The following is a 25,590-nucleotide window of genomic DNA, read 5'->3' as shown; positions in this document are numbered from 1 at the left end:
AGAGAGATGCCAAGCAAGAAGCGTCCTATGAGTATCGCAAAGCGCACCCTGTTGTCGATATCGTTGTCTTTAGTGAGTGGATTGTCATTCGCCAAAATGTATCAACTGCCAGAAGACGGCGCTCGTGTGATCGGCCGCATGGAAAACCACGTGGTTGAACAAGGCGAAACCATGGCAAACATTGCTAAGCAGTACGATGTTGGCATGCTGGCGTTAATGGCGGCCAACAAAGGCGTGGACCCTTTTCTGCCAAAAGAAGGCCACGTTCTGACTATTCCTACTCAGCTTATTCTCCCAGACGTTCCCCATAAAGGAATCGTTATTAACTTGGCAGAGCTGCGTCTTTACTACTTTCCGGCTAAAGAAAATGTGGTTCATGTATTCCCGGTAGGTATTGGCCGTATTGGTCGAGACACGCCAGAGATGACAACGAGCATCAGCCAGAAGCGTCCAAACCCAACCTGGACACCACCTTCATCTATCCGTGCGGAATACAAGGCGAAGGGCATTGACCTACCTGCAGTCGTACCAGCTGGGCCTGATAACCCACTCGGTATGTTTGCGCTGCGCTTGGCGTATGGTCATGGTGAGTACTTGATCCACGGTACTAACAAAGACTTTGGTATTGGCATGCGTGTAAGTGCGGGTTGTATTCGTATGGACCCTAACGACATCGAGTGGCTATTCGACAAGGTACGTCGTGGTGAAAAAGTGAAAATCATCAATCAGCCAGTTAAAGTCACGCTAGAACCAGACCGCAGTGTATTTGTTGAGGCGCATGAACCATTGACTCGCAGTAACGGCGAGAAAGATCACCTACAAATTCCACAAGAGTTGAATTGGTGGTTGGATGAATATGGGATGACGAATGCGAAAGCTAAAGCAACGATTGCTGCTCAGAATGGTGTTCCAGTAGAAATAACCGCGCCTTAACAAGCGTTAAAGCGCGGAATCACATCTTACTTAGTGTAAGACTGAGCGATGTTGTCGATACGCTCGTTAGCACGTGCAGCTTCTTCTTGAGCTGCCATAGCCGCGTCGTTAGACTTTTGAACGTCAGATTGTAGAGACTGAACGTCTTGGCTTAGTTGGCTAACTTGGTTGCTTAGTTCGTCTAGTTTAGTAGCTGTTGCTGCTTCGTCAGAAGAAGCACAACCTGCTAGTAGAAGTACTGAAGTTGCTGCAGCTGCGATCAACGTTTTGTTCATATTAGAACTCCTTGCCTATAGTTAAATTCCTACGCTATACGTTTTGTGTCATATAGTCGTAGTGGTAAATGTGAATACATTCTATCAGTACATGATGTAGCAAAAGTCAAAAAAATCCAAGGATTTCATAGAGTACCTGATACGGACGCTAACCTTTAATTTACATAAGTGAGCGTTTACTCACCTTTAACGCCTGTATCAGGTAGTACAGCAACTCTCTCGCCACGTTCCTGATATCAATAATTTAGACGATATTGACGCAAATGAAAGTTTCTAACATGAAACTTTATTATTTCTTGTACATTTAGTTTGTGTGATCTCTATCTATACTCCTATGATTTGCGGTATTATACCGAGCTTTTATTTTTTGCTGCGTTAGAGCGGAAACGACACCGAAAAAGCGCTCAAACGATGACTATTTATTGGAGAATACTTTGCAATTTAAAGATCTAGGCCTAGACAACCGATTGTTGAAGAACCTAAAACACTACGATTTCAAAAAAGCGACTGATATTCAGCAGCAGGCGATTCCTGTTGCGATTGCAGGCAAGGATCTATTGGCATCTTCGAAAACGGGCTCTGGCAAGACTTTGGCGTTTGTATTACCAATGCTTCACAAGTCATTAAAGACGAAGTCGTTTTCTGCGAAAGACCCACGTGCGGTCATTCTTGCGCCAACGCGTGAGTTAGCGAAACAGGTATATGGCGAGCTACGCTCAATGTTAGTTGGCTTGTCTTACGATGCTACTTTGATCTTAGGTGGTGAAAACTTTAACGACCAAGTAAAAGCATTGCGTCGTTACCCTAAGTTTATCGTTGCTACACCAGGACGTTTGGCTGACCATCTAGAACACCGTTCATTGTACCTAGATGGATTGGAAACGCTGATTCTTGATGAAGCTGACCGTATGCTCGATCTTGGCTTTGCACCAGAGCTTCGCCGCATCCACAACGCAGCTAAACACCGCCGTCGTCAGACGTTGATGTTCTCTGCAACATTGGACCACGCAGAAGTGAACGGTATTGCATCAGAGATGTTGAATGCACCAAAACGCATTGCTGTAGGTGTTTCAAACGAAGAGCACAAAGACATTACTCAGAAATTCTATTTGTGTGATCACCTTGACCACAAAGAAGCGATTCTTGAGCGTGTGTTGGAAGAAGCTGAATATCGTCAAGTGATCATCTTTACGGCGACTCGTGACGATACTGAACGTTTGACTACTAAGCTTAACGAGAAAAAGCTAAAAGCAGTCGCATTGAGTGGTAATTTGAACCAGACTCAGCGTAATACCATCATGAGTCAGTTTGAACGCGCAGTCTTTAAGATCCTCGTTACGACAGATGTAGCGTCACGTGGTCTTGATATCTCAACAGTTACGCACGTTATCAACTTTGATATGCCGAAACACACAGAAGAATACGTGCACCGTGTTGGTCGTACAGGCCGTGCTGGTAACAAAGGTGATGCGATTTCGCTGGTTGGCCCTAAAGACTGGGACAGCTTCAAGCGTGTTGAGCTCTACCTACAACAAGATTTACAATTCTCGGTATTTGATGACCTAAAGGGCAAATTTAAAGGTTTGAAGCCGCGTAAACCTGATTTCCGTGGTAATAAAGCAGCACCGAAGAAGGCTCGCCCTCAAGCGAAGAAAGTGGCGAAGAAACCCGCTCAGCGTGATAAAGGTTTCTATCAAAACGTGGCAGTGGGTGACAATGTGTTTATCCCGAAGAAAAAGCCAGCGGAACCAAAAGCTGAAGATTAATCCTCAACTCAGCGTTAGAGGTTAACTGAATTCAAATCCGAGCTTACGAGCTCGGATTTTTTATATCTGGAATTTGTCTTCTCAAGGGCTATTGTTTAGCTGCTCTAAACAAGGGTTAAATAGTCTTTGATTTTTCTGAACGCCAATTTTGCTTAGCATAGGTTTCCAGAAGAGGAGACAGAATATGTATCAAGAAGAACAGTGGTTAGAAGACATCGATCTGAGCCTTACAGAACAACAATGCAAATCGTTAGGTTGGGGAAAGAAAGACGTTTGGGTTGAGATGTTGGCGTTTCTCTGCGTAGCGTTGGTGAGTTGTACCTTAGTACACAATCGCAGAGGCTCACATGATTACTGAAAAGTCTCAAATGGGTGAATTGATTAAATCGGTCGTTTTTTCCTCCCTTTATTTTGTTGGATTTCTTGCTTTACTTTGGGTTGTAACTAGTCATCTTTTCTAGTTTTTCTACCTCTTTTGAGCTACTGACTAAAGTAAAAAAGTTACCCTCGTCACCTTCTTTAGGTGACGTTTTCATTTCTAGATTCTTAATTGCATAGCAATAGATGACTTATCTAACAATAGCTTTGCATCACAGTGCATTCATCCATGATTTAAACGTTTGGCATAATAAAAACCGATAAAAATGTCACGAAAATATGTAAATGATAATTGATCTCATTTTTATTTAAGGGCAGAATACGCGACATAATATTAATCCTATAAATAGTTGTGCCATTTATATGAAATTTAGTCATGTTTTTTTGGGGCTTTTAGTCACCTCTATGCCCAGTGTTGCCTCGGATAACTTTGATTGGCTGAGAGACGATTCCAGACAAGATGAGCGAGTCCTTTCTTACCTCAAGCAACAGAACCAAAAAACAGAACAATTTCAGAAACGCTATGACGAGATTACCCAAAATCTCTTGAGCCAATGGGAAGCCATGGCAGCAGAAAAAGGCGAGAAGCCTTGGGTGATTAAAAACGGCCAAGAATGGAATCTCACTCGTCGACAAGGCAACTTTGTTTTGCTTTCGCGAGCTGATAACAACGCGCAAGAGAAAGTGGTTTACGATTTCTCTTCTCGCCAAGAAGAACGTCAGTATTTCCAAATTGGTCAATGGCGTATTCAAGGCGATTCTTTGTTGTTTACAGAAGATATTGATGGCAGCGAGCAGTATCGTGCTATGTTAGTTGATCTAAAGAGTGGTGCAGCACGCGAGCTTATCAGCAACATTGATAATGGGGTTCTGCTTTCATCAAATGGCAAGTTTGCTTTCGCTGTATCAAAAGAAGCGAAAGCTCAGCGTCCCTACCAAATCGTTCGAATTAATACTCAAACCAACGAGCAGAAAGTACTTTGGCAAGAGGACAAGACCGATTGGCTCATGTCCTTCTATCCCTCAGCCGACGCGCGTTTCGCACTGGTACAAAGTAACAATGAATCGACCACCGAACAAAAGATCCTAAACCTTGATTCTGGAGAGCTAACGGCCTCGCTACGTAAACCAGAAACCGGTGTGGAGTATTATGCAGATGTTGCTCAAGACCAAGTCTTTATCAACAGCAATCTTAATGGTCAGTTTGGTTTGTTTGAAGCTACGATGCCCGAGAAACATGCGGACACTGCTGAATCTAATTGGAAGTCTTTCTTACGCTCGGAAAATAGCGTAGAGCAATTCTATTTGTATGAAGCGGGACTTGTGGTATTAACCAAGCAAGACAATCAAACGACAATCTCGGTTTACTCTTACGATGGCAAGGCGAAGAAATCTCTGCCTTTAGAGTCGGAAGGTCGCGTTGCTTGGTTGAGCACTCTTGGTGACTACCGCTCCAACAAAATCCGCATTCGTAGTATGTCGATGACGACACCGCCGCTGTGGGAAGAGTTTGATGTTAAAGCACTGACAAAGGCAAATCTCTCTCAAGATGTTTATCACGGCTTCTCCAGCCAAGATTATGTTTCTCAACGCATTATGGTCAAAAGTCATGGTGTGGAAGTGCCCGTTTCTCTTGCTTACCGCAAAGATAAGCTCAGCGACAACGCTCCTGTTGTGCTGTACGGCTATGGCGCTTACGGGTTTACCATGAAACCTTATTTCATGCCTCAAACCGTGAGCCTACTAGATCAAGGCGTTATCTACGCCATAGCGCATGTCCGTGGTGGCGGTTACTTTGGTGCCGACTGGCACGAGCAAGGCCGAGGCGTTCTTAAAGCTAACTCTATCAATGATTTCACGGCGGCTGCACAAGCACTTAAGCACTTTGATGGTGGTGAACGTGATGTCTACGCGATTGGATCGAGTGCGGGTGGTACTTTAGTTGCCGGCTCGATCAACCAAGCTCCGGACTTGTTTGCTGGCGCGGTGATGAAGGTTCCGTTTGTCGATGTCGTTGCTAGCATGTCCGATACGACGTTACCACTTACCGCACAACAATATGGGGAATGGGGGAATCCGACACTCCCAGAGCAGCTCAAAGCGATGCAAGCTTATGATCCTATTCTCAATATCCACAAAGACGCTTATCCACCCATGTTGGTTCAAGTCGGATTAAACGACCAACGTGTGCCTTATTGGGAAGGCGCGAAGTATCTCGCTCAAATTTCGTCGACCAGTGAATCGACAGGCCCTTATTTGTTGCAAACGGATTTTCACTCTGGCCACCGCATGGATCCAAGGCAGGCAAAAGAGCAACAAGCGAAGGAATACGCATTTCTACTATCACTAATTAAAACATCTAAAGCGGAGCAGTAAATGAAGCTTACCCCAGTGTCAGCGGCAGTACTTTCGGTACTTGCTGCCAGTCAAGTGCACGCCGAATCTAAGGTTTTCTCAATGGAAGAGGTGGTCGTAACCGCTAATAAAATCGATCAGCCATTGTCAAAAGTGGCAGGTAGTGTCGCGGTTATCACAAACGAGCAAATCGAAGAGCGAGGCGAAACCGAGCTTTATGATGTGCTGCGTAGCGAACCTGGTGTAAGCGTGACGGGCGGTGCAGGACGTCCGCAAAACATTACCATCCGTGGTATGACAGGTAACCGCATTATGATCGTTCGTGATGGCATTCGTTCTGCGGATGGCTTCGGTGCGAACGACATTAATGATGCAGTTGGGCGAGATACTTTTGATTTATCCAATTTTGAATCGCTGCAAATCATTAAAGGTGCAAGCTCTTCGGTGCATGGCTCTGGCGCGATCGGCGGTGTGGTGATTTTAGAATCCAGTCAGCCGGGTGATTTCTTAAAAGACAAAGACTTCTACACCGATGTTTCTGGTACTTACACCGATATCAGCAACAAGTACAAAGGTACGAGCAACCTAGCTTTCCGCTCCGGTGATACAGAGAGTTTGTTCAACGTTTCATATTGGCAAGGGCAAGAGACGCGTAACTTTGATGAAGATTTGTATAACCGCGATCTAGATGGTTACAGCGGTGCTTATACGATCAACCACTTTTTCAATGAAGAGGTGATGTTGAAAGCCAAAGCGGAACTCTACACCCAGAATCAAGAGCGTTTGGAGGGTTCACCGTCCATTCAACCTGATGGAATCTGGCACATTGAAGACTTTGCTGAAGATGAAACTTCCGAAGAGTACAGTGCTTACATTGGTGCAGAGGTAACCCCGATTAATCCAACTTGGTTCGAAGAGTTGGATACCAAAGTTTACTGGCGTCACACCGAAGTCGTGGAAGACACCAACCGTTTAATGCGCCAAGTGGATCATAATGGTTTGGTCACCAAACGTCGCGAGCTGGAACACAAAACCTTCATCGACGAGACAATTGGTTTTCGTGGCGACTTCACCAATACGATTTATGCAGCAAATGCTGAGCACCAATTGGCTTACGGTGTTGAGCTTGCTACTGACTATTATGAACGCACAGATAGCGATTCCAAGATTGATTGGAACGGCGTAACGCCTTCGACCAAACAACCTTTCGCTCCTGCTCGTGCTTATAACATTGGTTTGTACGTTCGAGACATGGTGGAACTGGATAAATGGACCATCACAGGTGGCCTGCGCTTTGATTCGCACCGTTTAACGCCGGACGGTGAGGGCGAAGTGGGCGGCTTCCCATTAAAAGACATGGATAGCTCAGAGGTGTCTCCAAGCCTGTCGGTTTCTCGTGAAATGTTTGCCAACAACATCGTTTATGTGTCGTACAACCACGGTTACCGTGCTCCGGAATACGACAAAGCATATGGCTTCGTGAACCATGATTTCGTACCGCTAACGCCTTTTGTTATCGCACCTAACTTAGACCTAGAAGCTGAGACTTCGGACTCATTTGAAATCGGTAACAAGTTCGATAACGGTCGTGCGTATGTCTATGCGTCTGTGTTCTACAACAAGTTTGAAAACTTCATCGATGTTGTGACCACAGGCTTTGACTCAAGCACTGGTAATTACATCAAACAGTACCAAAACCTTGATGGCGTAGAGACTTATGGCGCAGAGCTTTCTGCGGGTTACGCGCTCACCAAACAATGGGACATCAGCACTAAGTTTGGCTACGTAGATGGCAAAGACGCGGAAGGCGAATACGTTCGAAGCATTACGCCATTCGAAGGTAACGCTCAACTGAAATACGCCAACCAAGACTTCAACGCTTACGTGGCTTGGAACTGGGCCGCAGCTATGGATCGCGTTCCTAAATGCCAGACCACGCTTGGCCTAGCGACAGAGTGTGCGCAGACAAGCGCGTGGAATACGTTTGATCTTGGCGCAACTTACCACGTTTCCAAAGACCTTCGTGTTAGCGCAAACATCGTCAACTTGTTCGACAAAGAGTACATCCGATACCAAGACGTAGCGGGTATCGCTGAGGAAAGTAAGCGTTACTCAACTGAGCCTGGGCGCTACTTCACGCTAAATGCAAAATACGAATTCTAGGACGAAATCATGAAGCTAAAACCATTGGCGTTTTCACTGCTTATTGCATGTACCCCAGCGGTGCAGTCTGCAGAGTGGGATTATCCCGCAACGGACTCTGTGGTAACGAATGAAGCGCAAGCGAAAACTTATCTAGACAGCCACTACTCAGAAGCGGGCGAGTTTAAGTTCCGTTACAAAACCCAGTCTCAGCTTGGTGAGCATTACAATTTTGATGTTTGGGTAAACGGTGAATATCAAGCACAGCGTGCCCTAGTAGTAACAACCGATAAAAATCATCACGTTGTGCGAGTGTTTAAGAGCCTTGAAGATACGATAATTCGCAACGGTAAACCAACGGTTGCAATGGAATTGGAATCGCCTCGCCAACTGCAAGCACAAGAGCCACCTGCTCTGAGCTCTGGAAGTCTGGTTGATGTTGAGGTTTCTTTATTCAACCCAGATCTTCGTACCATGCAACAGCAAGCGGCACCAGAATCGACGTGGTCAGCACTGTCCGATTACCCTCAGCCGATCGAGTACGTCACCAAGTCGATTGAGGTTTTACAGTCGGGCGGCAAGTTCTATTTGTCTAACCCAAGATTAAAGCAAGTGGATGCGACGGGTTTATTTGCAGCCCCAGCACCTGGTGAAGCACCTGTACTTGATACGTTGGACTTTCTCAGCGCAGAAGGGGTTCAAGCATTTGACAGTGTTGATGAGATGCAAAGCACCGAGTTTGGTGACAATGCGTTCCCACAGTTGATGGCTTTTTATCATCTTGATAGCTCGATCCAATATTTGACAAGCCTGACTTACGACTTGTTTGACGAACCGCTTCGTTTTGATGCTCGCGGTTTATCAAAAGATAACTCTACTTACTATTACGGCCCGAAAGCACTCATGCTGGGTGTCGGTGGTGTTTCTCCGGATGCAGTCGATGCTGATGTCGTGATACACGAGCTTGGGCATGGCATTCATTACCAAATAGTACCGGATTGGGCGTACGGTCACACTGGTGCTATCGCAGAAGGTTTTGCTGATTACTGGGCGGGCAGCGCGAGCTACCGCACTCAATATTTGGATGCTTCGCGTCGTGGTCAAGAATTCGAGTTAGATACGGTGTTCAACTGGGACGGTGTGTTCGGAACACGCAAAACAACTCGTAGCTTATGGAACCAAAGAGCGCGTTACTTTGAGGGCTCAGAGTATCCAGCGCACGTTAGTGTGGGCGGTGAACTAGGTGACGAGCTATGGTCAACGCCACTGTTCCAAGCACTTAAAGCATCGGTTGAACGATACGGTGATGATACCGATAACGTGTTCCGAGAGTTTGACGCCATTGTTCTTGAAGGCATGTATGGCATTGGTCGTGGCGTTAAAATGCATGATTTGGCGGAATCGACCGTGTTTGCCGCAAATACCTTGTTCCCAAATAAAGATTACGCCCAATTCCTGACGGACAGCTTCAACAGACACAACTTACTTAAAGCGCCTCTTCGCGTTCGCTATGACGCTCGATACATCGCACAAGGTCAAGACGTTGGTGTGAGCTTGAGCCAAACTGGCCGCGAAGCGAGCATCAAAGGGCAATGGCAGCTAAACAACGCATCCGTTTTCGACTTTGATGAAGCGCTTTCTGACTCGACCTCAATGAAGGTGGCGTTACCAAGCGGGCTGACATGTGGTACGCAATTCGATTCCTCTATTTCATTGGATTACCAATTTGCAGAAGGCTTAAAGACTCACCAGTGGAGTGAAAAGGCGATGTTGGTTAATGGTACGCCAGAGCTAGATATCCAGCCTCAATCAGTGAATTCCGCTTTGCCAGAGCAAGGCGACAGATTGTTCTCTCAGACGCTATCGGACAAGTCACTCACGATTGATGACTCGTTTGCGGTTTACCTGAACATCGAACATGACTCACTGCAGGATCTGCAAGTGACGATTGTGTCTCCACAAGGCAAATCGGTCGTGCTACTTAGTCATCAATCAAGCAATACCAATGGATTTAAAGGTTACTTCACAGCTCAGTATGACGAGGAGTTACAAGCACTTGTCGGTCAACCGAGTTGGGGAACTTGGCGTCTCGAAGTGTCTGACCGCGTGTCAGGAAACTCTGGGGTGTTGAAAGAGTGGGGTGTGAGTCACTTTGCTCAGTATCAGTGCAGTGCTGATACCACTAAAGAAAGCAGTGGTGGTGGTTCAGGTGGCAGTGGTTCGCCTTGGACCTTGTTAGGACTTTTCCTGCTTTCAATGGTGAGAGTGATTCGCTCTCGTTAATTAAAATCAAAAGAAGATAAAATCTATGAAGTTTCAATATTCTTTCGTTGCTATGTCACTAGCCCTAGCTGGCTGTGGCGGTGGTTCTGGTGGTGACACGTCGGCACCGACCTATGATGTAGCTGGCACCATCGTTTCTGCAGGTACACTTCTTGATACGCCAGTGTGCATCGATTTAAACCAAAACTACGTTTGTGATACGACCGAGCCGAGTGCTAAAACGGATAATGCCGGTAAATTTAGCCTGACTTCAAGCGACAAAAACGTACTAACCAGCACCATTCTTGCTCAAGTTAATCAAGGTTCGAACCAAACGTTGCGTCTTGCGGCTCCGGGCCAAAACTTAGCAACGGGTAACACGGTCAATGGTGTAACAACGTTGCTCGCAGGTCTTGTGGTTGACGGTAAAACCGTTGCTCAAGCTGAAGAGATTGTGAAAGCGCAACTCACCGATGCCGGCGTTTCTCTGTCTGGTACGGTGATGTCTAACGCAGAAGCCAGCGAGCTAGATAAGCTAGAGCAAAACACGGTTGCACTATTAGCTGCGATGCAGCCACAACAAATGACCAAAGGTGTAGCGCTGCTTGCTCAAAGCCTTAGCTTCCAAGGTAAATCGTTGGCCTCTTCTCTTCTGTCTGAAGCGGAAGTGGTTGCATTTGCAGAAGAAATTGCAGCGGTTGCTGAACAAACGGTTGGCAGCAACGATACGGGCGCCGTTCTCCATTTTGCTGATGGCGCAGCAGACGTTGCTGAGGTTCAAGCTGCTTACCCTGGTCAAGATGCGGAATACGGCTTCGACAAAGAGGACAAGCAAACGTCGACAGGCGCTGGCTTTAAGTTCGTTAAGCTAGATTCACAAGGTGCTGCTTTAGCTGCAGATGCGACTGAGTGGGCTTGTACTATGGACGAGCGTACTGGTCTTGTTTGGGAAAACAAGAGTGCGGATGCGAGCTCGGTTCAATTTAAAGACCGCCTATTTGCGTTTGAATCTGAAACATTTAAGCCATTTAGCAAAGATGTAGAGCTTGCAGGTTGTAAAGACGCTGGTGATGAAGTTTGTACCACTAGCCAATATGTTGAGTACATAAACAAACAATCGTTATGTGGAATCAATGGTTGGCGCTTGCCTACTTACCGTGAAACGTATGACTTATTAGATTTTGGTGAACAAACACTGTTCGCTCCGAACGAGGAATATGCGCCACACAACGTGTATGGATTTAATGTTAAATACTTCCCACAGCAAACGATAGGCAGTCCTTATTTAGAGTATGGTGCGTTTTGGCATAGCGACTTTACGTTTGTGAATACATCACCACAGCTCGTTGATGCTGAGGTTTATTTCCCTGCTATTATCTCTCGGGGCGTAGATAGAGGCACTATTTCACTCGTCGATATTCGCTCAAGCAACACAAGTGCAGACGCCGATGACTCATACCAATTTCCAATCCGTCTAGTAGCAGTAAAGGGCCAATAAGATGAAGAAATTAATAACTGTACTATCTCTTGCTTTGGCTTCTCAAACTGCAATGGCTGCACAAGAGTGTTCTACTGACTTTGCTAAAACGGCACCTAACACGCGTTATACATATTCTGATAACGGTACCGTAACTGACTTAAAAACAGGTCTTACATGGATGCGTTGCCCTGTTGGCTCAACGTGGAATGCGGCAAATGAAGCCTGTGATGGCGCTGCGACTAAGATGTCATGGCAGTTAGCGCTATCAACCGCTGAGCAAATCCGTAATGAATCTGGTAACCATGCTTTGCATGACTTCGCGGGCAAAAAGAACTGGCGCTTACCAAATATTAAGGAGCTGGTCGCGTTGACGGAGCGTGCTTGCCACAGCCCTGCGATGAACGGCACTGCATTCGAAAGTGGTTACACGATAGAAGCGGGTGACTATGCAGGTTACATCTGGAGTAACACACCGAACGGTGATGGCTCAAACGTCATGGTGTTTGATTCAGTTAATGGTGAGGTTTACAACTGGAGCCCACTAGAACCGACCTATATATTCTCTCTTCTTCTAGTGACAGACGAAGAGTAATCGTCACCTTAAACAGTTAATAATGTTGTTACTAAGAAGCTCCGCCAGTGCGGAGCTTTTTGTATGTGCCGATGTTCTCATTTTTTCTAATTCAGATAGAAAGGATATGTAAACCGTTATTATGCCTAGAGCTTCATATTGGGTGCGTTGCTAGACTGACCTTTTACCCTAAAGGATAGGAAGTTGCTTTGAAATACAATGTACCTAAGCCTAATAAGTTAGGTGGAGGCTATGCGCCAGTGCAAGACACAACAGCACTGACGCCGATGCCACTTATGAGTGACGACGACGAAAGCAAGGACGCTGAGTTTGAGTGTCGCATTAAGATACATGCACCCAAAGTAGATTTGGAACAATTACAAACGGGCGTGTTTTCACTTAGCAAAACCAGTAACGAAGAAGAAATTACTGCTTGGAGTAAAGAAGAAATCAATGAGCCATATCGGCACGTCAATTTAGTTTGTTCCTGTAATGAGCAGGAGGAAAAATCTCTAGTTCATGAACTTTTTTCGATGGTTGGTATGAGTGAGCCGTTCAAGATCAACCCACAAGAAACTGACGAAAAACATATTAATGCCGAGTTTGTACCGTTTATCCCAGCAGTAGATGTGAACGGACAGTTAGGTTATCCAACACATGGTTATTTGTATTACTTTGTGGATGGGAAGCTAGTCTATGAAATGGATATTTTAGGGGAGGGGCGTTGGGCTTGGCGTGTCACCCGCTCGACATATGATATTATCAGCGACGACTACGTGAGCGATAAGGTTTATACATCGATCACTGTTCCGGTATCTATCGAAGGGGCTGCGCCTCCAACGCAATATATCTACTACACTCGCGCGCGATTAACCACTGACGGTTTAGGTGAAGTTAATCAATCATGGTTAGACAAGAACGCCACACTGATCGACCCGTGCTTGCTGGTTGATGCAGTAGGGCAACCAACAGATGAAGGTTCAATAACGACCGTCGAGGTGGGGAAAGCGTGCCCGTTTGGTAGCGTCAGTAAAGAACATGATGATCCGAAGTTGTCCCCGACCGTTAAACATATTTACCCGCAATCAAAATCGTTAGTGAATACTCCGGTAATGAACGTTAAGCAAGTGATTGAGAAGGTGCTGCGCATTGGTGTGTTCTTTGATGGTACGGGACAGAACAACTTAAACGATGCGTACAAAGAACAGCGCGGCGTGAAATCGCGGACCAATGTGGCACGATTATTTGAGGCGTATCCGATAGATGAGGAACACGAAAAAATCTACATATCCGGTGTGGGGACAGTTGATGGTGCGTGGCAAACCCCAAAAACGATTGATGATGGTGATGATGAATCAAATGCTGCGCAAGCCTTTGGTGTAGACGTTAACAATGTCAGTGATTCGTTGTTGTGGGAGATTTCTTTACCGAATCTCATTGCAGATTACACCAGTTCAAGAACAGGCGCGTTCTATAAATGGCAAAAGTGGGCTGATGAGTATGCAAGAATCACGGATACGTTAGAACTAAATGGAGAATTCGAGAGCATCACTCATATTGAATTTGATGTCTTTGGGTTTAGCCGTGGCGCAGCGTTGGCACGTCACTTTGTTAATGCACTTAAAGATGGATTACCAGACGTAGCCAAACCAAGAGACGGTGAGATGTTTGGCAGCGTTCACCCCAACTTGCTCGGTAAAGCATCTATTGAGCAATATGATAATAATCAGGGGTATTACCCTGACGAAATTCGTACAAGTACAGTACGATTCTTAGGCCTATTTGATACGGTTGGTTCGTTCTATATGGCGGGTAATGAGGATGAGGGGAACTTTGAACTGGATCTCGATATGAATTGTGCCGAGCGGGTATTTCAAATCACGGCACAACATGAGTTTCGCAAAAACTTTCCTTTGACTTCAGTTAAACAAAATGGCGTCAACCCTGCACATTTCTTCGAAGAAGAATTTGCGGGTAGCCATTCTGATATTGGTGGTGGTTACCCATCGAAAGAGCAGTATGACAAGCAAGGTTTACCTGACCGTTACGGTATGCCTCTGTCTTCGACATTTAACCGTCAGCTCATAAATACTGAATCAATCGCTGGCCAAGTGCGACCTTATGACAATGCTCGCTCTGATCTTGGTACACAAAAACGAATCGCAATTCGCAAGCAAGAACAAGAGCGATGGTCCGTAATCTGTAAACAGAAAGGTTTATACGGTGAAGTGAAGTTAGACCGCGATATGCTGTATTACTATGAGCTACAGCCAGTCAGTAACGGGCTATCAGCGCTTGCACTCGAACGAATGAAACAACAAGGCGAACAGATGGGAATTTCTTGGCTGGAGCGTAATTACATCCTTCCTCAAGATTTTACCGCTTTAAAGGGGATTGATTCCAAATTGGTCGAGTTAAACCAGAAGTTACTTGCGCAGCCTCTAGGGGAAGTGACACGGTCCCATTGGTATAGTGAAATTCGTCAATATGGTTCAATGTGGATACACCGACCTCATGATGCGTTAATTAACGTTGGTTATGATTCTGCTTATGAAAAATTAGTCAATGCTGTGACCAGAGAAGGAAACGAATTAAAACGAGTGGTGTATGAAAATGAAGGGTAAAATAATCACAGGGCTTATGTTGTTTCTGTCAGCTTGCTCTATAGCTCAGCCGGACATTGTGGCGACTTCTGGCGGTGCGGGAACATTAGGAAAACCGCATTGGATTTCGAAAATGCTTGTCACGGATGTTCGCGGCAAAGGTTCGGGATTTATAGCGGGGGCTGTATCTGGTTGTTGTGCGCGATCTGGTATTCAATTAAGTGTACCAAATGGCATTGAAGGGGAATGGTCACAAGGTTGGGATACTGGCGGCGAATGGGAAGAAAAATGGCGTCAGCGTTGGAAGCCTGCTTGGGGAAACTTTGAAGAAAACTATATTAAAGACAAATGGTTTTATATCAAAGATACGATAGACAGCGATCTTGCCGCCAAGAAAATTGAGATAATGGATAACTATTTCAATGAGGATGAGTTAGGCCGTGGAGCAATGGAAGTATATGTTGACGGTAAGCGGGTTGTATTAGCCTATGTCAAGCTCTGCAACCCTAAGCGAGGGTATGACTGTAGTATTAAAGAAAATGCCGATCCTCATGGCTGGGTTGTGCCACCTCCTTGGAGTAAGACCGGAAAAGGAACCGCTGTTATTCTCTATGATGGATACGGTGAAGAATCCGATAAGCCATTCAGTGAATCATATTAAATAAAAAGCTCCGCCAGTGCGGAGCTTTTTATTATCTAACCTTTTCACTCACCGTGCTGGGATCACAAGGCATTGTAAGGCTTAGATTTGGAACTGCTTAAGCTGATGCTTTTGGTTCTCCGCTAACCCAGACAGTTCTTGCGCGGCAGCTGCGGATTGAGTAATACCGGTTACGTTCTGGCTCACCAATTCATAGATGGTGCTCAAGTTATTGTTAATATCTGAGGTTACTTGTTTTTGTTCCTCTGATGCGGTCGCTACTTGTGTGTTGATAGCATTCAAATCGGAAATTGCATTATTGATGTCACTAAGTGAACGACTTACTTCGGTAGCAAGCGATTGGTTGTCTTCTAACATGGCTAAACTTGAATGCATGCTTTCGTTTGCGTGACCAGACTGTTGCTGAAGTTCTTCAATAATGGTTTGAATTTCTTTGGTCGATTCTTGAGTTCTTGCTGCCAGCATACGTACTTCGTCAGCAACCACAGCAAAGCCTCGACCACTTTCCCCTGCTCGTGCCGCTTCAATCGCCGCATTCAATGCAAGTAGGTTGGTTTGCTCAGAGATGCTCTCAATAACTTCAATCACTTTACCAATCTGTTCGGACTGATCTTTTAGTGACGTGACCACGTTTGCGGCTTCGTTCAGTTGGTCTGCCATTTTCGCACTCGCACGCGTGCTTTCTTCAAACATGCTTAGGCTCTGTGACGTTAGTTTTGTGGCTTCGTTAGATGCGCTGTCGGCTTGCTGTGCATTGGTTGAAACTTCCGCAGCAGTAGATTCAAGCTGGTTAATTGCAGAAGCTACTTGTTCTACTTCTTGTTTCTCTTGGTCTGAGTTGGCACTGCTTTGTGTCATTACTGTTGCCAGTTCAGTCGAAGCCGAGGCGACGTCTTCACTGATTCGAACTAGTGAGTCGACGGTACCGCGGAGTTGGTGGATGGTTTGGTTTACGTCTTGTGCCAGTTGCGACACCTCATTTTTACCTGTTTCTTCTGCTTCTACTAATAAGTTGCCTTTTGCTACTTCGCGCATGGTTTCTTGTAGGTTACGAATAGGCGCCACGATGTAGCTTGCTAACAACCAACTGATCAAAGAGGCGATAGACAAAATAATGACAAGAGAAATGGTGCTGTAAGTGATGGTATCTGAGTGCAGTGCACCATTTTCTGTGACTTCGTCTGTCACGATTTGATTGAGCTTCTTAGACAAGTTGTCAATGGCGCCAATCATTGCTTCACCTGCTAAGCGGTATTGACCCATTGCTGTTTCATATTCTCTCTCGAAATCTAAGGACACGTTGTTGGATGAATGTTTAGTGTTCAGTAGCGGCGTCATGGTGATTCGAGTGAAATCCACATAGTGGTTCATCGCATCGCGCATGGCGTTGACTTCTGCTTGGATGCCTTCAATTTGGTCGATGGAGCTTAAAAACTCACGGTTGGTTGCCTGACGATGTTGTAACTCTTGGTTCAGTGTTTGGACATCTTCTGCTCTGAACAGGCTGTAGATTGCCTTAATGCGCATGGCATAAGTGTTGTCGACGATAGAGCTGAGTTCTTCTTTATGCACGATAAGGCTATTGGTTGAGACCGTGACCTTGCCGAATGCCTGCTCTAACTTTCCGATGCCGATACTCAACCCAATGACGAGAAGTATGACAGTGAATAATACGGGTACGAAAACCTGTGACTTAATAGACAGCGTACTCAGTAATTGACGCATGATTGACCCTCTAAAGATTGGAACTATTATCATTTTTGTAAATAAAGCAACCCGATTCTAATTATTAGGCTTGATATATCAATCATTTAACGATGTTTATTTGTTATGAAATATATTAAAAGCGATGTAGTTGGCATTTTGTTATAACCAAATAGAAGCAATATATTTTGAGCTCGAAAGGAAATAAAGTTTGATTGCTGTTTTATTAAGCAGAAATGACAACGTGTCATAGAGCTTTCAACTAAGTGAAACACAACTGTCATATTTGGATTCTAAAGTGAGCATCGTTCAAGTGAAACACAACGGCAATAAGGCCACTTAAAGGAAATTGTGATGAAAAAGACAGTAATCGGTGCAATCGCACTTCTAGGCGCAATGGCAGTGACTCCTGTTTCTGCTAAAGAAACTATCTCTGCAGTGGGTTCTAGCAGCGTAACTCCACTGATGGAAGTTTTCTCTGAAACATACATGAAGACAAACCCGAACGTATTTGTTGAAGTTCAAGGCCCTGGTTCATCTGCGGGTGTTAAAGCAGCGAAAAACGGTTCTGCTGACCTAGGTATGTCTTCTCGTAACCTAAAAGATTCTGAAAAAGAGCCGGCTCTAAAAGAAGAGACAGTTGCTCTTGACGGTATCGCAGTTGTTGTAAACCCACAAAACAAACTATCGGGTCTTACTGCGGACCAAGTTACTGCAATCTACAAAGGTGAAGTAACAAACTGGAAAGACGTTGGCGGTGCAGACAAGCCAATCGTAGCAATCACTCGCGACACAGCTTCTGGTACTCGTGGCGCGTTCGAAGACATCATGTCTCTAAAAATGAAAATTTCTGGTAAGAAAGTATCGGCAATCTCTCAACGTGCTCAAGTTGCTAACGGTAACGGCGCACTGAAGACGATGGTTGCTTCTAACCCATACGCTATCGGCTACATCTCTCTTGGTACAGTTGATAGCTCTGTAAGTGCACTTCCAATTGACGGTATTCAAGCTTCAGTAGACAACGTGAAAAACGGTTCTTACAAAGTTGCTCGTCCGTTCCTTGTTCTTTACAAAGAAGGCAAGCCATCAGCTGAAACTCAAAAATTCCTAGACTGGATGCTAACTGATGAAGCGCAAGCGCTAGTTGACCAAAAAGGTTACATCTCAGTTAACTAATCCCATCGGGACTCTAAAGTTTGCTCAGCCCACCATTTCGGGCTGAGCCTTTTCTATCCATTGTGTTCAAGGGCATTGCCTAGAACCGTGAGATTTTTATGACCATCGCAACAAATAGTGAAAAGCTTATGACTACTGACGCTAAAGCGATCAGCAAGCCAGGCCTACGCGAGAAACGCCGCGTTGACTGGAGAGAGCGTATCTTCCACGGCTTGTTTTTAACGAGTGCTGTTATCGGCATCGTTTCATTAGCAGTAATCGCATACTTCATCGTTCGAGAAAGTATTCCAGCCTTCCAAGAAGTTGGCGTATCAGGCATCGTACTCGGCCAAAACTGGCTGCCACCAGCACTTTACGGTGTCGCAACTATGATTGTTGCTTCTATCGTTTCGACAGCTGGTGCAGTATTAGTTGGTGTGCCAATCGGCGTGTTGACTGCGGTCTTTATCGCAGAAATTGCACCGAAACGTTTGGCTGATGTTATCCGCCCAGCGGTTGAGCTCCTTGCCGGTATTCCTTCGGTGGTTTACGGCTTCTTTGGCTTGGTTATTATCGTGCCGCTTATCCAAAACGTATTTGATGTACCAGCGGGTAATACTATTTTGGCAGGTATCATTGTACTGGGTGTGATGATTCTTCCTACTGTCATCACGGTTTCTGAAACGTCTATTCGTGCAGTCCCTCGCACTTACAAAGAAGGCTCTTTGGCTCTTGGCGCTTCTAAAATCTACACCATCTTTAAATTGCTCGTTCCAGCGGCTCGCTCAGGCATCATGACAGGTGTGATTCTGGGTATTGGTCGTGCGTTGGGTGAGACTATGGCGATCATCATGGTTATGGGTAACGCGCCGGCAATGCCAGAAGGCATCCTTGATTCGGCTCGTACGCTAACCGCAAACATCGCTATTGAAATGTCTTACGCAAGTGGTGTTCACGCGAACGCTCTATACGCTACAGGTGTGGTACTACTGGTCTTCATCATGTCGTTGAACGCTGTACTACTTTACCTAAACCGAGAAAAAGCGAAGTAATCGCTCGTTAAAGGTGACTATTATGGATCGCGCAAAATTAAAACAGGCACGCCAGTTCAAAGATAATGTATTAAGCGCATTTGTCTGGGTCTCGGCAGCATTAACGGTAGGTTTTTTGTTCTGGATTATCTGGTACATCCTATCTAACGGTCTACAACACGTAGATTGGAACTTCATTACTGATGACTATACGCGCACAGGGGACGAGCACGGCATCTTCCCGATGATTGTGTCGACTATCTACATGGTTATCGCTTCTATCGCAGTGGCAGCACCACTCGGTATCATGACGGCAATCTACTTGACCGAATACGCGAAAGTAGGCAGCCGTTTAGTGAAAATCATCCGATTCTGTACCGAGTCATTGGCGGGTATTCCGTCGATCATCTTCGGTCTATTTGGTATGACTTTCTTCGTAGCGATTCTTGGCCTTGGCTTCTCGATTCTATCGGGTGCTCTAACGCTAAGTATTCTTATCCTGCCAGTGATCATCCGTACCACGGAAGAAGCATTGATGGCAGTACCGCAAACGTACCGCGAAGGCTCTTATGGTCTTGGCGCATCGAAAATTTACACTATCTGGCGCTTGATTCTGCCGAGCGCAATGCCAGGTATCTTAACCTCGGTCATTCTAAGTATTGGTCGTGTCATTGGTGAATCTGCTCCAGTTTTCTTGACAGCAGGTATGGTTGCTCGTATTCCGGATTCTTTATTGGATTCAGGCCGTACACTAACCGTTCACCTATACAAACTGACTACCGAACTGTTTACCATTGAGGAATGGAATCAGGCTTACGGTACCGCGACAGTTCTGATTGTTGTTGTTCTACTGATCAACATGGTTACAAAACTGATTGCACGACGTTTTAACACAGCAACTTACTAACAACACAAATTAAGAACGCACGTTAAAAGACACGAATTCAAGATTTAAGAGATTAAGAAAATGAACAAGTTTGATATTGAAAACCTAGACCTGTTTTACGGTGATAACCAAGCACTGAAATCAATCAACCTGCCTATTCCAGTACGTCAAGTAACCGCACTAATCGGTCCTTCTGGTTGTGGTAAATCTACACTATTACGTTGTTTGAACCGCATGAACGATCTTATCGAAGGCGTTAAGATCACTGGCAAACTGTCCATGGATGGTGAAGACATTTACGGCAACATCGATGTCGCTGATCTTCGAATCAAAGTGGGGATGGTATTCCAAAAGCCAAACCCATTCCCAATGAGCATTTACGAGAACGTGGCATACGGTCTTCGTGCTCAAGGCATTAAAGATAAAAAACACATTGATGAAGTGGTTGAGAGCTCACTTCGTGGTGCAGCACTTTGGGACGAAGTGAAAGACCGTCTTAAGTCACATGCATTTGGATTATCTGGTGGTCAGCAGCAACGTCTATGTATCGCTCGTACAATCGCGATGGAACCTGATGTGATCCTAATGGATGAACCAACATCGGCACTTGACCCAATTGCAACACACAAAATCGAAGAATTGATGGAAGAGCTGAAGAAGAACTACACCATCGTTATCGTGACTCACTCAATGCAACAGGCGCGTCGTATTTCTGACCGCACTGCGTTCTTCCTAATGGGTGAGTTGGTCGAGCACGATGACACACAAGTGATCTTCAGTGACCCGAAAGACGATCGTACTCAAGGCTATGTAAACGGCGACTTTGGTTAATTAACGTATTTATCAGCATATACATGAATAACTATAAGCGATGGTACTCTTGCCCCTCTTGATGAGGGGCCTTTTTCGTTTAAGGTATGTGGAATTTTCTCAATACCAATAATGTTCATGTTGATTCACTTTTGCGCCTAATTTTGCAGTATGTAATTCGGATGAAACACCTGTCTAAAAATGTTGAAAGGTTCTCGATTGTGAAATTAAGTACAAAATTTTTGCGAAAGACTTAACAGCTCAACTTGGATTCCATTGATTGCATATCATGGCCTAAGTAGTTTTTTATCGAGAATAAAAAAGTAGATTAGGTTGGCCAGGTGAGTTTAAAAAGTTTTACAAGAACGGTCTCTTCTACCAGAGACCATAGATTATTGGCGGAAGCCATATTCGAGCATCTAGAACAACGCTTTTCCCCCAGCGCGATAGCGATCTTTGACGATCCGCTCACCAATCCATCAGGGGCGGTGAGGTTTTCTCGTGGTGATTTGACTCCAATCCGTCAGTACCCTGAAGCCTTCTGGGGTTGGGCGAGCCAATTTGATACTTCAGAAAGTATTATTCCGCTGGCCATCAATACCTGTAATTGGAACCACACCCAAGATCTTGGCGGCGAAAGTTACATCATGATGCTCGATAACACGCCGATCAAACGTACCTACCTACTGATTCAAAACGTCCAAGCTCGCTCCGCCCACAATATCTACGAAGAAAGTTACGATGCAATGCAACTTGCCGCGGCTCGCTGGCAGTGTATTCGCGCAGAAAAAAGCGCATCGCAAGAAATGAAGCATCGTGATGTCCGAGAGGCCCAATACGTCGATGAACTTAGCCAGCGAGAACGCTTCATTGAAAACATGAAGCTCGTACAGCAAGTGGCGTTGGACATCTCTAATCCTGACTCTCTTAAAGATCTCTATTTAAAAGCGGTTGAAGCCTTGCGTGAACGTTTAGGTTTTGACCGTTCTACTTTAATGCTGTTGGACATGAAAAAGCGTAGTTTCAGTGGGACCTATGGCACTAATGAGGATGGTATCACGATTGATGAGTTTCACACTCAATATGATCTTCACCAGTTGAGTGAAGAGTACATCGCAGCACTGTCGAGTACAGAGCGTAATCTCGTCATTGTCGAAGATGCGCCGATTTATACCGCCGGTAAAGTCGTAGGGCAGGGCTGGAATGCGATGTTAATCCTACGAGATGGTAATGAGCCTTTTGGTTGGTTCGCACTGGATAACTTTATTCATCGTAAGCCCGTGACGGCTTATCAAAAGCAGATGCTGGAATCTTTTGGCTCACTTTTCTCGCAAATCTATATCCGTAAGCGTCAAGAACAAAATGTGCGCATGTTGCACTCAAGTATGGTGGAGCTTTCTCGATGTACTACGGTCAGTGATGTGTGCAAATCCGCAGTGACCTTTGCCATTAAAAACTTGGGCATCGACCGTATGGCGGTGTTCTTGACTGATGAAAATTGCTCTTATATGCAAGGTACGTGGGGGACCGACATCCAAGGCAATGTGGTGGATGAATCTTATTTTTTTGGGGAGACACAGGACTTCTCTTTGATTAATTTAGCCCGATCTATGCTGAATGAGGTTGCGTTTGAAGAGTCGGTTCCCATCTATCACGATTGCAATATTGTTGGTTTCGGCTGGGCGGCCATGACAGTGCTGACTTCCAATAGCAGTGGGCCTATTGCTTTTATCGCCGTTGATAATCTATTAACTCGTGCGCCGCTTACCTCCCAGCTTCGTGAAGTGATTCGGATGTTTGCATCAAGCCTTGCTGAAGTGCTGCAACGTACACAAGCACAAGAGGCGATTCGCGAACTTAATGAAAACCTAGAGCTAGAAGTACAAAATCGGACTAAAGAGCTGGAAGAAGCCAATCGACAATTGGAAGTATTGTCTAAACTCGATCCTTTGACTCGCCTTGGTAATCGACGAATGTTAGAGCACGTCATGCAGAAGTACTGCTCGGTAGAGCATGATGAAGTCATGTCATTTGGATTGATCTTGATTGATATTGACCACTTCGGCTTGTTCAACAACCACTATGGACATCTAGAAGGTGATATCGCGTTAATGCGAATTGGTAACATCCTTGAACACCATACTAAAGATGAAGATGAAGTCTTTTGTCGAATTGGCGGGGAAGAGTTTGTTTTGTTGATGATTGGGTCACACCAAGAAGAGGTCAGGTTGAGAGCCGAATGCATCCGTCGTTGTATTGAGGAGGAGGGGATTAAGCATTGCCATAATCCAGAAGGTGAGTTACTTACTGTTTCTGTTGGTTATTCTTGCTACCTGACACAAGGTAAAGACTTTAACTTCGATCATTTGTATCAACTCTCCGATAAGGCTCTATACCGAGCTAAAAACAGTGGTCGAAACTGTGTTCGGGCGGTTGAAATAGAGAAGCAGAGTGTTGCTTAGCACTAAAAACAAAAATGGCAGCTTGAAGATAAGCTGCCATTTTTATCTAACACTTAATTGTTCGTTAAAGCTTCTCAAGCTGGTGGCTGGTTTTGGTTGTTTTGTCTTTGCTGAGTTGTTTGAGTATTGCCAGCAAAGTATCACTTTTCCATGGTTGCTGAGTGGAGCTAAATCGAGATTGATTCATCACATTCAATTCAGTTCTTACTGCTTGCACCGCCTTTGATTCGATATCAGCGTAGTGAGTGTTTAAGTAGTCGTTAACTACTTTTTCAATCTTGATACTGTCACCTTGCGTTATGACATCCTCTATATCTCGAATGGAGGCGTTATGAGTACTCATCATCACTTCTGTTGATTGTGGCGCTTTGCGTTTTCGCCATAAGCCAATGGCAATAGCGGAAGAAACCAACCAAAGTACCGCAAAGACGAATGTTAATGTTTGCCAAATCGTATCAACGCCACCTTGTGGAGCGGTTGGAGATGCCGTTTGTGTTGGTTGTGTTGGCAGTACACTTTCTGGCAGGGTTATCAGTCCAGTATCACTTTTCTCGACTTTAAGATTTAACTCAGCGATTTCTGATTCTCTTGCTTGATCACGATTGCTATCCCACCAATTTAGCTTGTAACCGGGTAAGGTAAGGTCACCAGCTTCCGTTGGGATCAGCACTTGCTTCATTGTCATGGTGATGGTGCCATCTCGAGCTGTTTCGAACTGAGGTTGCTCTGGGTAAACACGCAGTGTACTTGGGTAAATTATGCCAATACGTGGCAAGTATTCTGCTTGTGTGCCTCGCGCTCTCACACGAATCGTACGGGTAATAGATGAACCTTGTTTAACGCTATTCACCGCGTTTGCAGACAGAGGATTACCTTGCTCATCTTCCCAGCTTTGAGTCATTTCTAATGCTGAAGCTGGTAGCCAGTTGCCTTCAAAGTCTTTCGGGATCGGTTTGACTGTGATAGGCATTTGCTGAACGTTGGTTTTTATCGGCATGATCTTTGTCGAACCCGTTAAACTGTCACCATAAATGTAAGAGCCAGTTAATTGAGGGCCGTTTAACGAAAAGCTTCCTGGTTTTTCTGCGGTAATACGGAATGCTTGTTCAACGACAGTAACTTCTAAGCCATCAATGATTCGCTGACCTTGTTTCATGTCACTAGCAGGTTCAATCTTCATTCCATCAATGCTAGGCGGAACGATTTGTGGGTTATCCAAACGACGTGGATCTACTTTGATGGCCAACTGCATACGTAACGTTGCTGACTGTTGTGGGTACAAAGTGTGGTTATCCACGCTCATGTCAAAACTGAATAAATCATCCAGGTTTGGCTCTGCTTGGCTTTCTGTGACGCGCAGCTTAATTGGCTCAGTCTTCATCCCTTCAGCTGTGAAGCTTGGTATGGTCACAACGCCTTGTTTCATCGGCGCGATCGAAATGCTCCATTCCGTTCGGACTGTTTTATGGCCGTTAATGTTATTGCTTGAACGGCCGTAACGAGGCTGCCCCAAGAAAAAATCTTTCTTTAGCGTATCAAAATTTATGGCATCAGAACTTAACTCAGTGTCTGCCATAATGCGGAGATTGATGACTTCATTCTTTGCGACTTGGGTTTTATTCACACTGGCTTGAAGGCTTTGGGCAAAAACCGAAAAGCATGTTAATAGGCTGGCCACCAGAACAAAGACCAGTTTTGCGCCTTTTTTCATCATGGAGTTACCATTCCTTATTTGTTTGTTGTGGAGGTCGTTTTTGTTGAGCTTGCAACTGCATTTGTGCTCGAATCAAAAAGCTTGGGTCACGCGCACTTTCTACCGCTTCTAAACGGCGGAACTCAGGATCGTCCTGATGCGTTTTTTCTGCCTGAGCTTGAGCTTGCATTGGTTCCCCTTGTTGCTCGCCTGGTGTCTCTTCTTTTTGCTTTACTTTTTGTTGCTCGGTTTTCTCTTTTTCTTTTTTATTTTCAGTGTCTTGCTTGTTTTGTGACTGTTGTCCTTGCTCTTGTTTAGCATCATTCTGAGACTTTTGTTGCTGCTGTTGCTGCTGTTGCTGCTGTTGCTGCTGTTGCTGCTGTTGCTGCTGTTGCTGCTGTTGCTGCTGTTGCTGCTGTTGCT

General features: G+C 45.2%; 18 protein-coding genes and 1 pseudogene. 15 read left to right on the top strand and 4 right to left on the bottom strand.

Annotated elements, in window-relative coordinates:
• The first annotated feature begins 6 nt into the window (after window positions 1–6).
• Entirely contained in the window at window positions 7–933 is a 927-nt protein-coding gene (locus VJL_RS05530; RefSeq protein ID WP_081634923.1) for a L,D-transpeptidase family protein, read from the top strand.
• Between the two features lie 26 nt (window positions 934–959).
• On the opposite strand, the gene VJL_RS05525 is transcribed toward VJL_RS05530, so the two are convergent.
• On the bottom strand, window positions 960–1,208 hold the full coding sequence (locus tag VJL_RS05525) for an Lpp/OprI family alanine-zipper lipoprotein (RefSeq protein WP_005441096.1): 249 nt from the start codon (window positions 1,206–1,208) through the stop codon (window positions 960–962).
• A gap of 422 nt (window positions 1,209–1,630) precedes the next feature.
• Between VJL_RS05525 and VJL_RS05520 the strand changes: the two genes are divergently transcribed.
• The 9 genes from VJL_RS05520 to VJL_RS05485 all read left to right on the top strand — a co-directional run bounded on the left by VJL_RS05520 (window position 1,631) and on the right by VJL_RS05485 (window position 15,426).
• Window positions 1,631–2,974 (top strand): DEAD/DEAH box helicase, encoded by a 1,344-nt coding sequence (locus tag VJL_RS05520; protein ID WP_038876315.1) that lies wholly within the window; start codon window positions 1,631–1,633, stop codon window positions 2,972–2,974.
• Window positions 2,975–3,158: 184 nt separating this feature from the next.
• Window positions 3,159–3,332, top strand: coding sequence for a hypothetical protein (locus VJL_RS29640; RefSeq protein ID WP_164492035.1), 174 nt, complete (start codon window positions 3,159–3,161; stop codon window positions 3,330–3,332).
• A 383-nt stretch (window positions 3,333–3,715) separates the two neighbouring features.
• The gene (locus VJL_RS05515) at window positions 3,716–5,728 is read left to right on the top strand and encodes a prolyl oligopeptidase family serine peptidase (protein WP_038876312.1); all 2,013 of its coding nucleotides are present in this window, start codon (window positions 3,716–3,718) and stop codon (window positions 5,726–5,728) included.
• The gene (locus tag VJL_RS05510; protein WP_038876310.1) at window positions 5,729–7,870 is read left to right on the top strand and encodes a TonB-dependent hemoglobin/transferrin/lactoferrin family receptor; all 2,142 of its coding nucleotides are present in this window, start codon (window positions 5,729–5,731) and stop codon (window positions 7,868–7,870) included. It abuts the gene before it with no gap.
• Window positions 7,871–7,879: 9 nt separating this feature from the next.
• The gene (locus tag VJL_RS05505; protein ID WP_038876308.1) at window positions 7,880–10,132 is read left to right on the top strand and encodes a proprotein convertase P-domain-containing protein; all 2,253 of its coding nucleotides are present in this window, start codon (window positions 7,880–7,882) and stop codon (window positions 10,130–10,132) included.
• A 25-nt stretch (window positions 10,133–10,157) separates the two neighbouring features.
• Complete coding sequence (locus VJL_RS05500; RefSeq protein WP_038876306.1) at window positions 10,158–11,609, top strand: Lcl domain-containing protein; 1,452 nt, start codon at window positions 10,158–10,160, stop codon at window positions 11,607–11,609.
• Window position 11,610: 1 nt separating this feature from the next.
• The gene (locus VJL_RS05495) at window positions 11,611–12,183 is read left to right on the top strand and encodes an Lcl C-terminal domain-containing protein (protein WP_038876303.1); all 573 of its coding nucleotides are present in this window, start codon (window positions 11,611–11,613) and stop codon (window positions 12,181–12,183) included.
• 188 nt (window positions 12,184–12,371) lie between these two features.
• Window positions 12,372–14,786: a DUF2235 domain-containing protein gene (locus VJL_RS05490; RefSeq protein ID WP_038876301.1), complete on the top strand. Its 2,415-nt coding sequence runs from the start codon at window positions 12,372–12,374 to the stop codon at window positions 14,784–14,786.
• Window positions 14,770–15,426 carry a hypothetical protein gene (locus VJL_RS05485; protein ID WP_038873301.1) on the top strand — a complete coding sequence of 219 codons (657 nt, stop codon included), beginning with the start codon at window positions 14,770–14,772 and terminating at the stop codon, window positions 15,424–15,426. Before VJL_RS05490 ends, VJL_RS05485 begins: the two co-directional genes overlap by 17 nt.
• Before the next feature lie 81 nt (window positions 15,427–15,507).
• Here VJL_RS05485 and VJL_RS05480 read toward each other — a convergent pair whose 3' ends face one another.
• The gene (locus VJL_RS05480) at window positions 15,508–17,151 is read right to left on the bottom strand and encodes a methyl-accepting chemotaxis protein (RefSeq protein ID WP_038873305.1); all 1,644 of its coding nucleotides are present in this window, start codon (window positions 17,149–17,151) and stop codon (window positions 15,508–15,510) included.
• Between the two features lie 333 nt (window positions 17,152–17,484).
• On the opposite strand from VJL_RS05480, the gene VJL_RS05475 reads away from it, so the two are divergent.
• From VJL_RS05475 to VJL_RS05455, 5 genes are all read left to right on the top strand, one after another.
• Entirely contained in the window at window positions 17,485–18,306 is an 822-nt protein-coding gene (locus tag VJL_RS05475) for a phosphate ABC transporter substrate-binding protein (protein WP_038876298.1), read from the top strand.
• A gap of 98 nt (window positions 18,307–18,404) precedes the next feature.
• Window positions 18,405–19,337 carry a phosphate ABC transporter permease subunit PstC gene (pstC, locus tag VJL_RS05470; RefSeq protein WP_038873310.1) on the top strand — a complete coding sequence of 311 codons (933 nt, stop codon included), beginning with the start codon at window positions 18,405–18,407 and terminating at the stop codon, window positions 19,335–19,337.
• A gap of 22 nt (window positions 19,338–19,359) precedes the next feature.
• Window positions 19,360–20,223, top strand: a complete 864-nt coding sequence (gene pstA / locus VJL_RS05465) for a phosphate ABC transporter permease PstA (RefSeq protein ID WP_038873313.1) — start codon at window positions 19,360–19,362, stop codon at window positions 20,221–20,223.
• A 60-nt stretch (window positions 20,224–20,283) separates the two neighbouring features.
• Window positions 20,284–21,033 (top strand): phosphate ABC transporter ATP-binding protein PstB, encoded by a 750-nt coding sequence (gene pstB, locus VJL_RS05460; protein WP_038873314.1) that lies wholly within the window; start codon window positions 20,284–20,286, stop codon window positions 21,031–21,033.
• Between the two features lie 374 nt (window positions 21,034–21,407).
• A complete protein-coding gene (locus tag VJL_RS05455) occupies window positions 21,408–23,474 on the top strand; it encodes a sensor domain-containing diguanylate cyclase (protein WP_038876296.1) in 2,067 nt (688 codons plus the stop codon).
• 64 nt (window positions 23,475–23,538) lie between these two features.
• Here the strand turns inward: VJL_RS05455 and VJL_RS05450 are convergent, their stop codons facing one another.
• Complete coding sequence (locus tag VJL_RS05450) at window positions 23,539–25,188, bottom strand: BatD family protein (RefSeq protein WP_038876293.1); 1,650 nt, start codon at window positions 25,186–25,188, stop codon at window positions 23,539–23,541.
• 4 nt (window positions 25,189–25,192) lie between these two features.
• Window positions 25,193–25,590 (bottom strand): annotated as a pseudogene (locus tag VJL_RS05445) (hypothetical protein); the annotation flags it as partial.

The organism is Vibrio jasicida CAIM 1864 = LMG 25398 (assembly GCF_000400365.1).
Taxonomy (GTDB): Bacteria; Pseudomonadota; Gammaproteobacteria; order Enterobacterales; family Vibrionaceae; genus Vibrio; species Vibrio jasicida.
The sequence above is the reverse complement of the archived record's forward strand: the minus strand, read 5'-3'. Positions and strand labels throughout refer to the sequence as shown.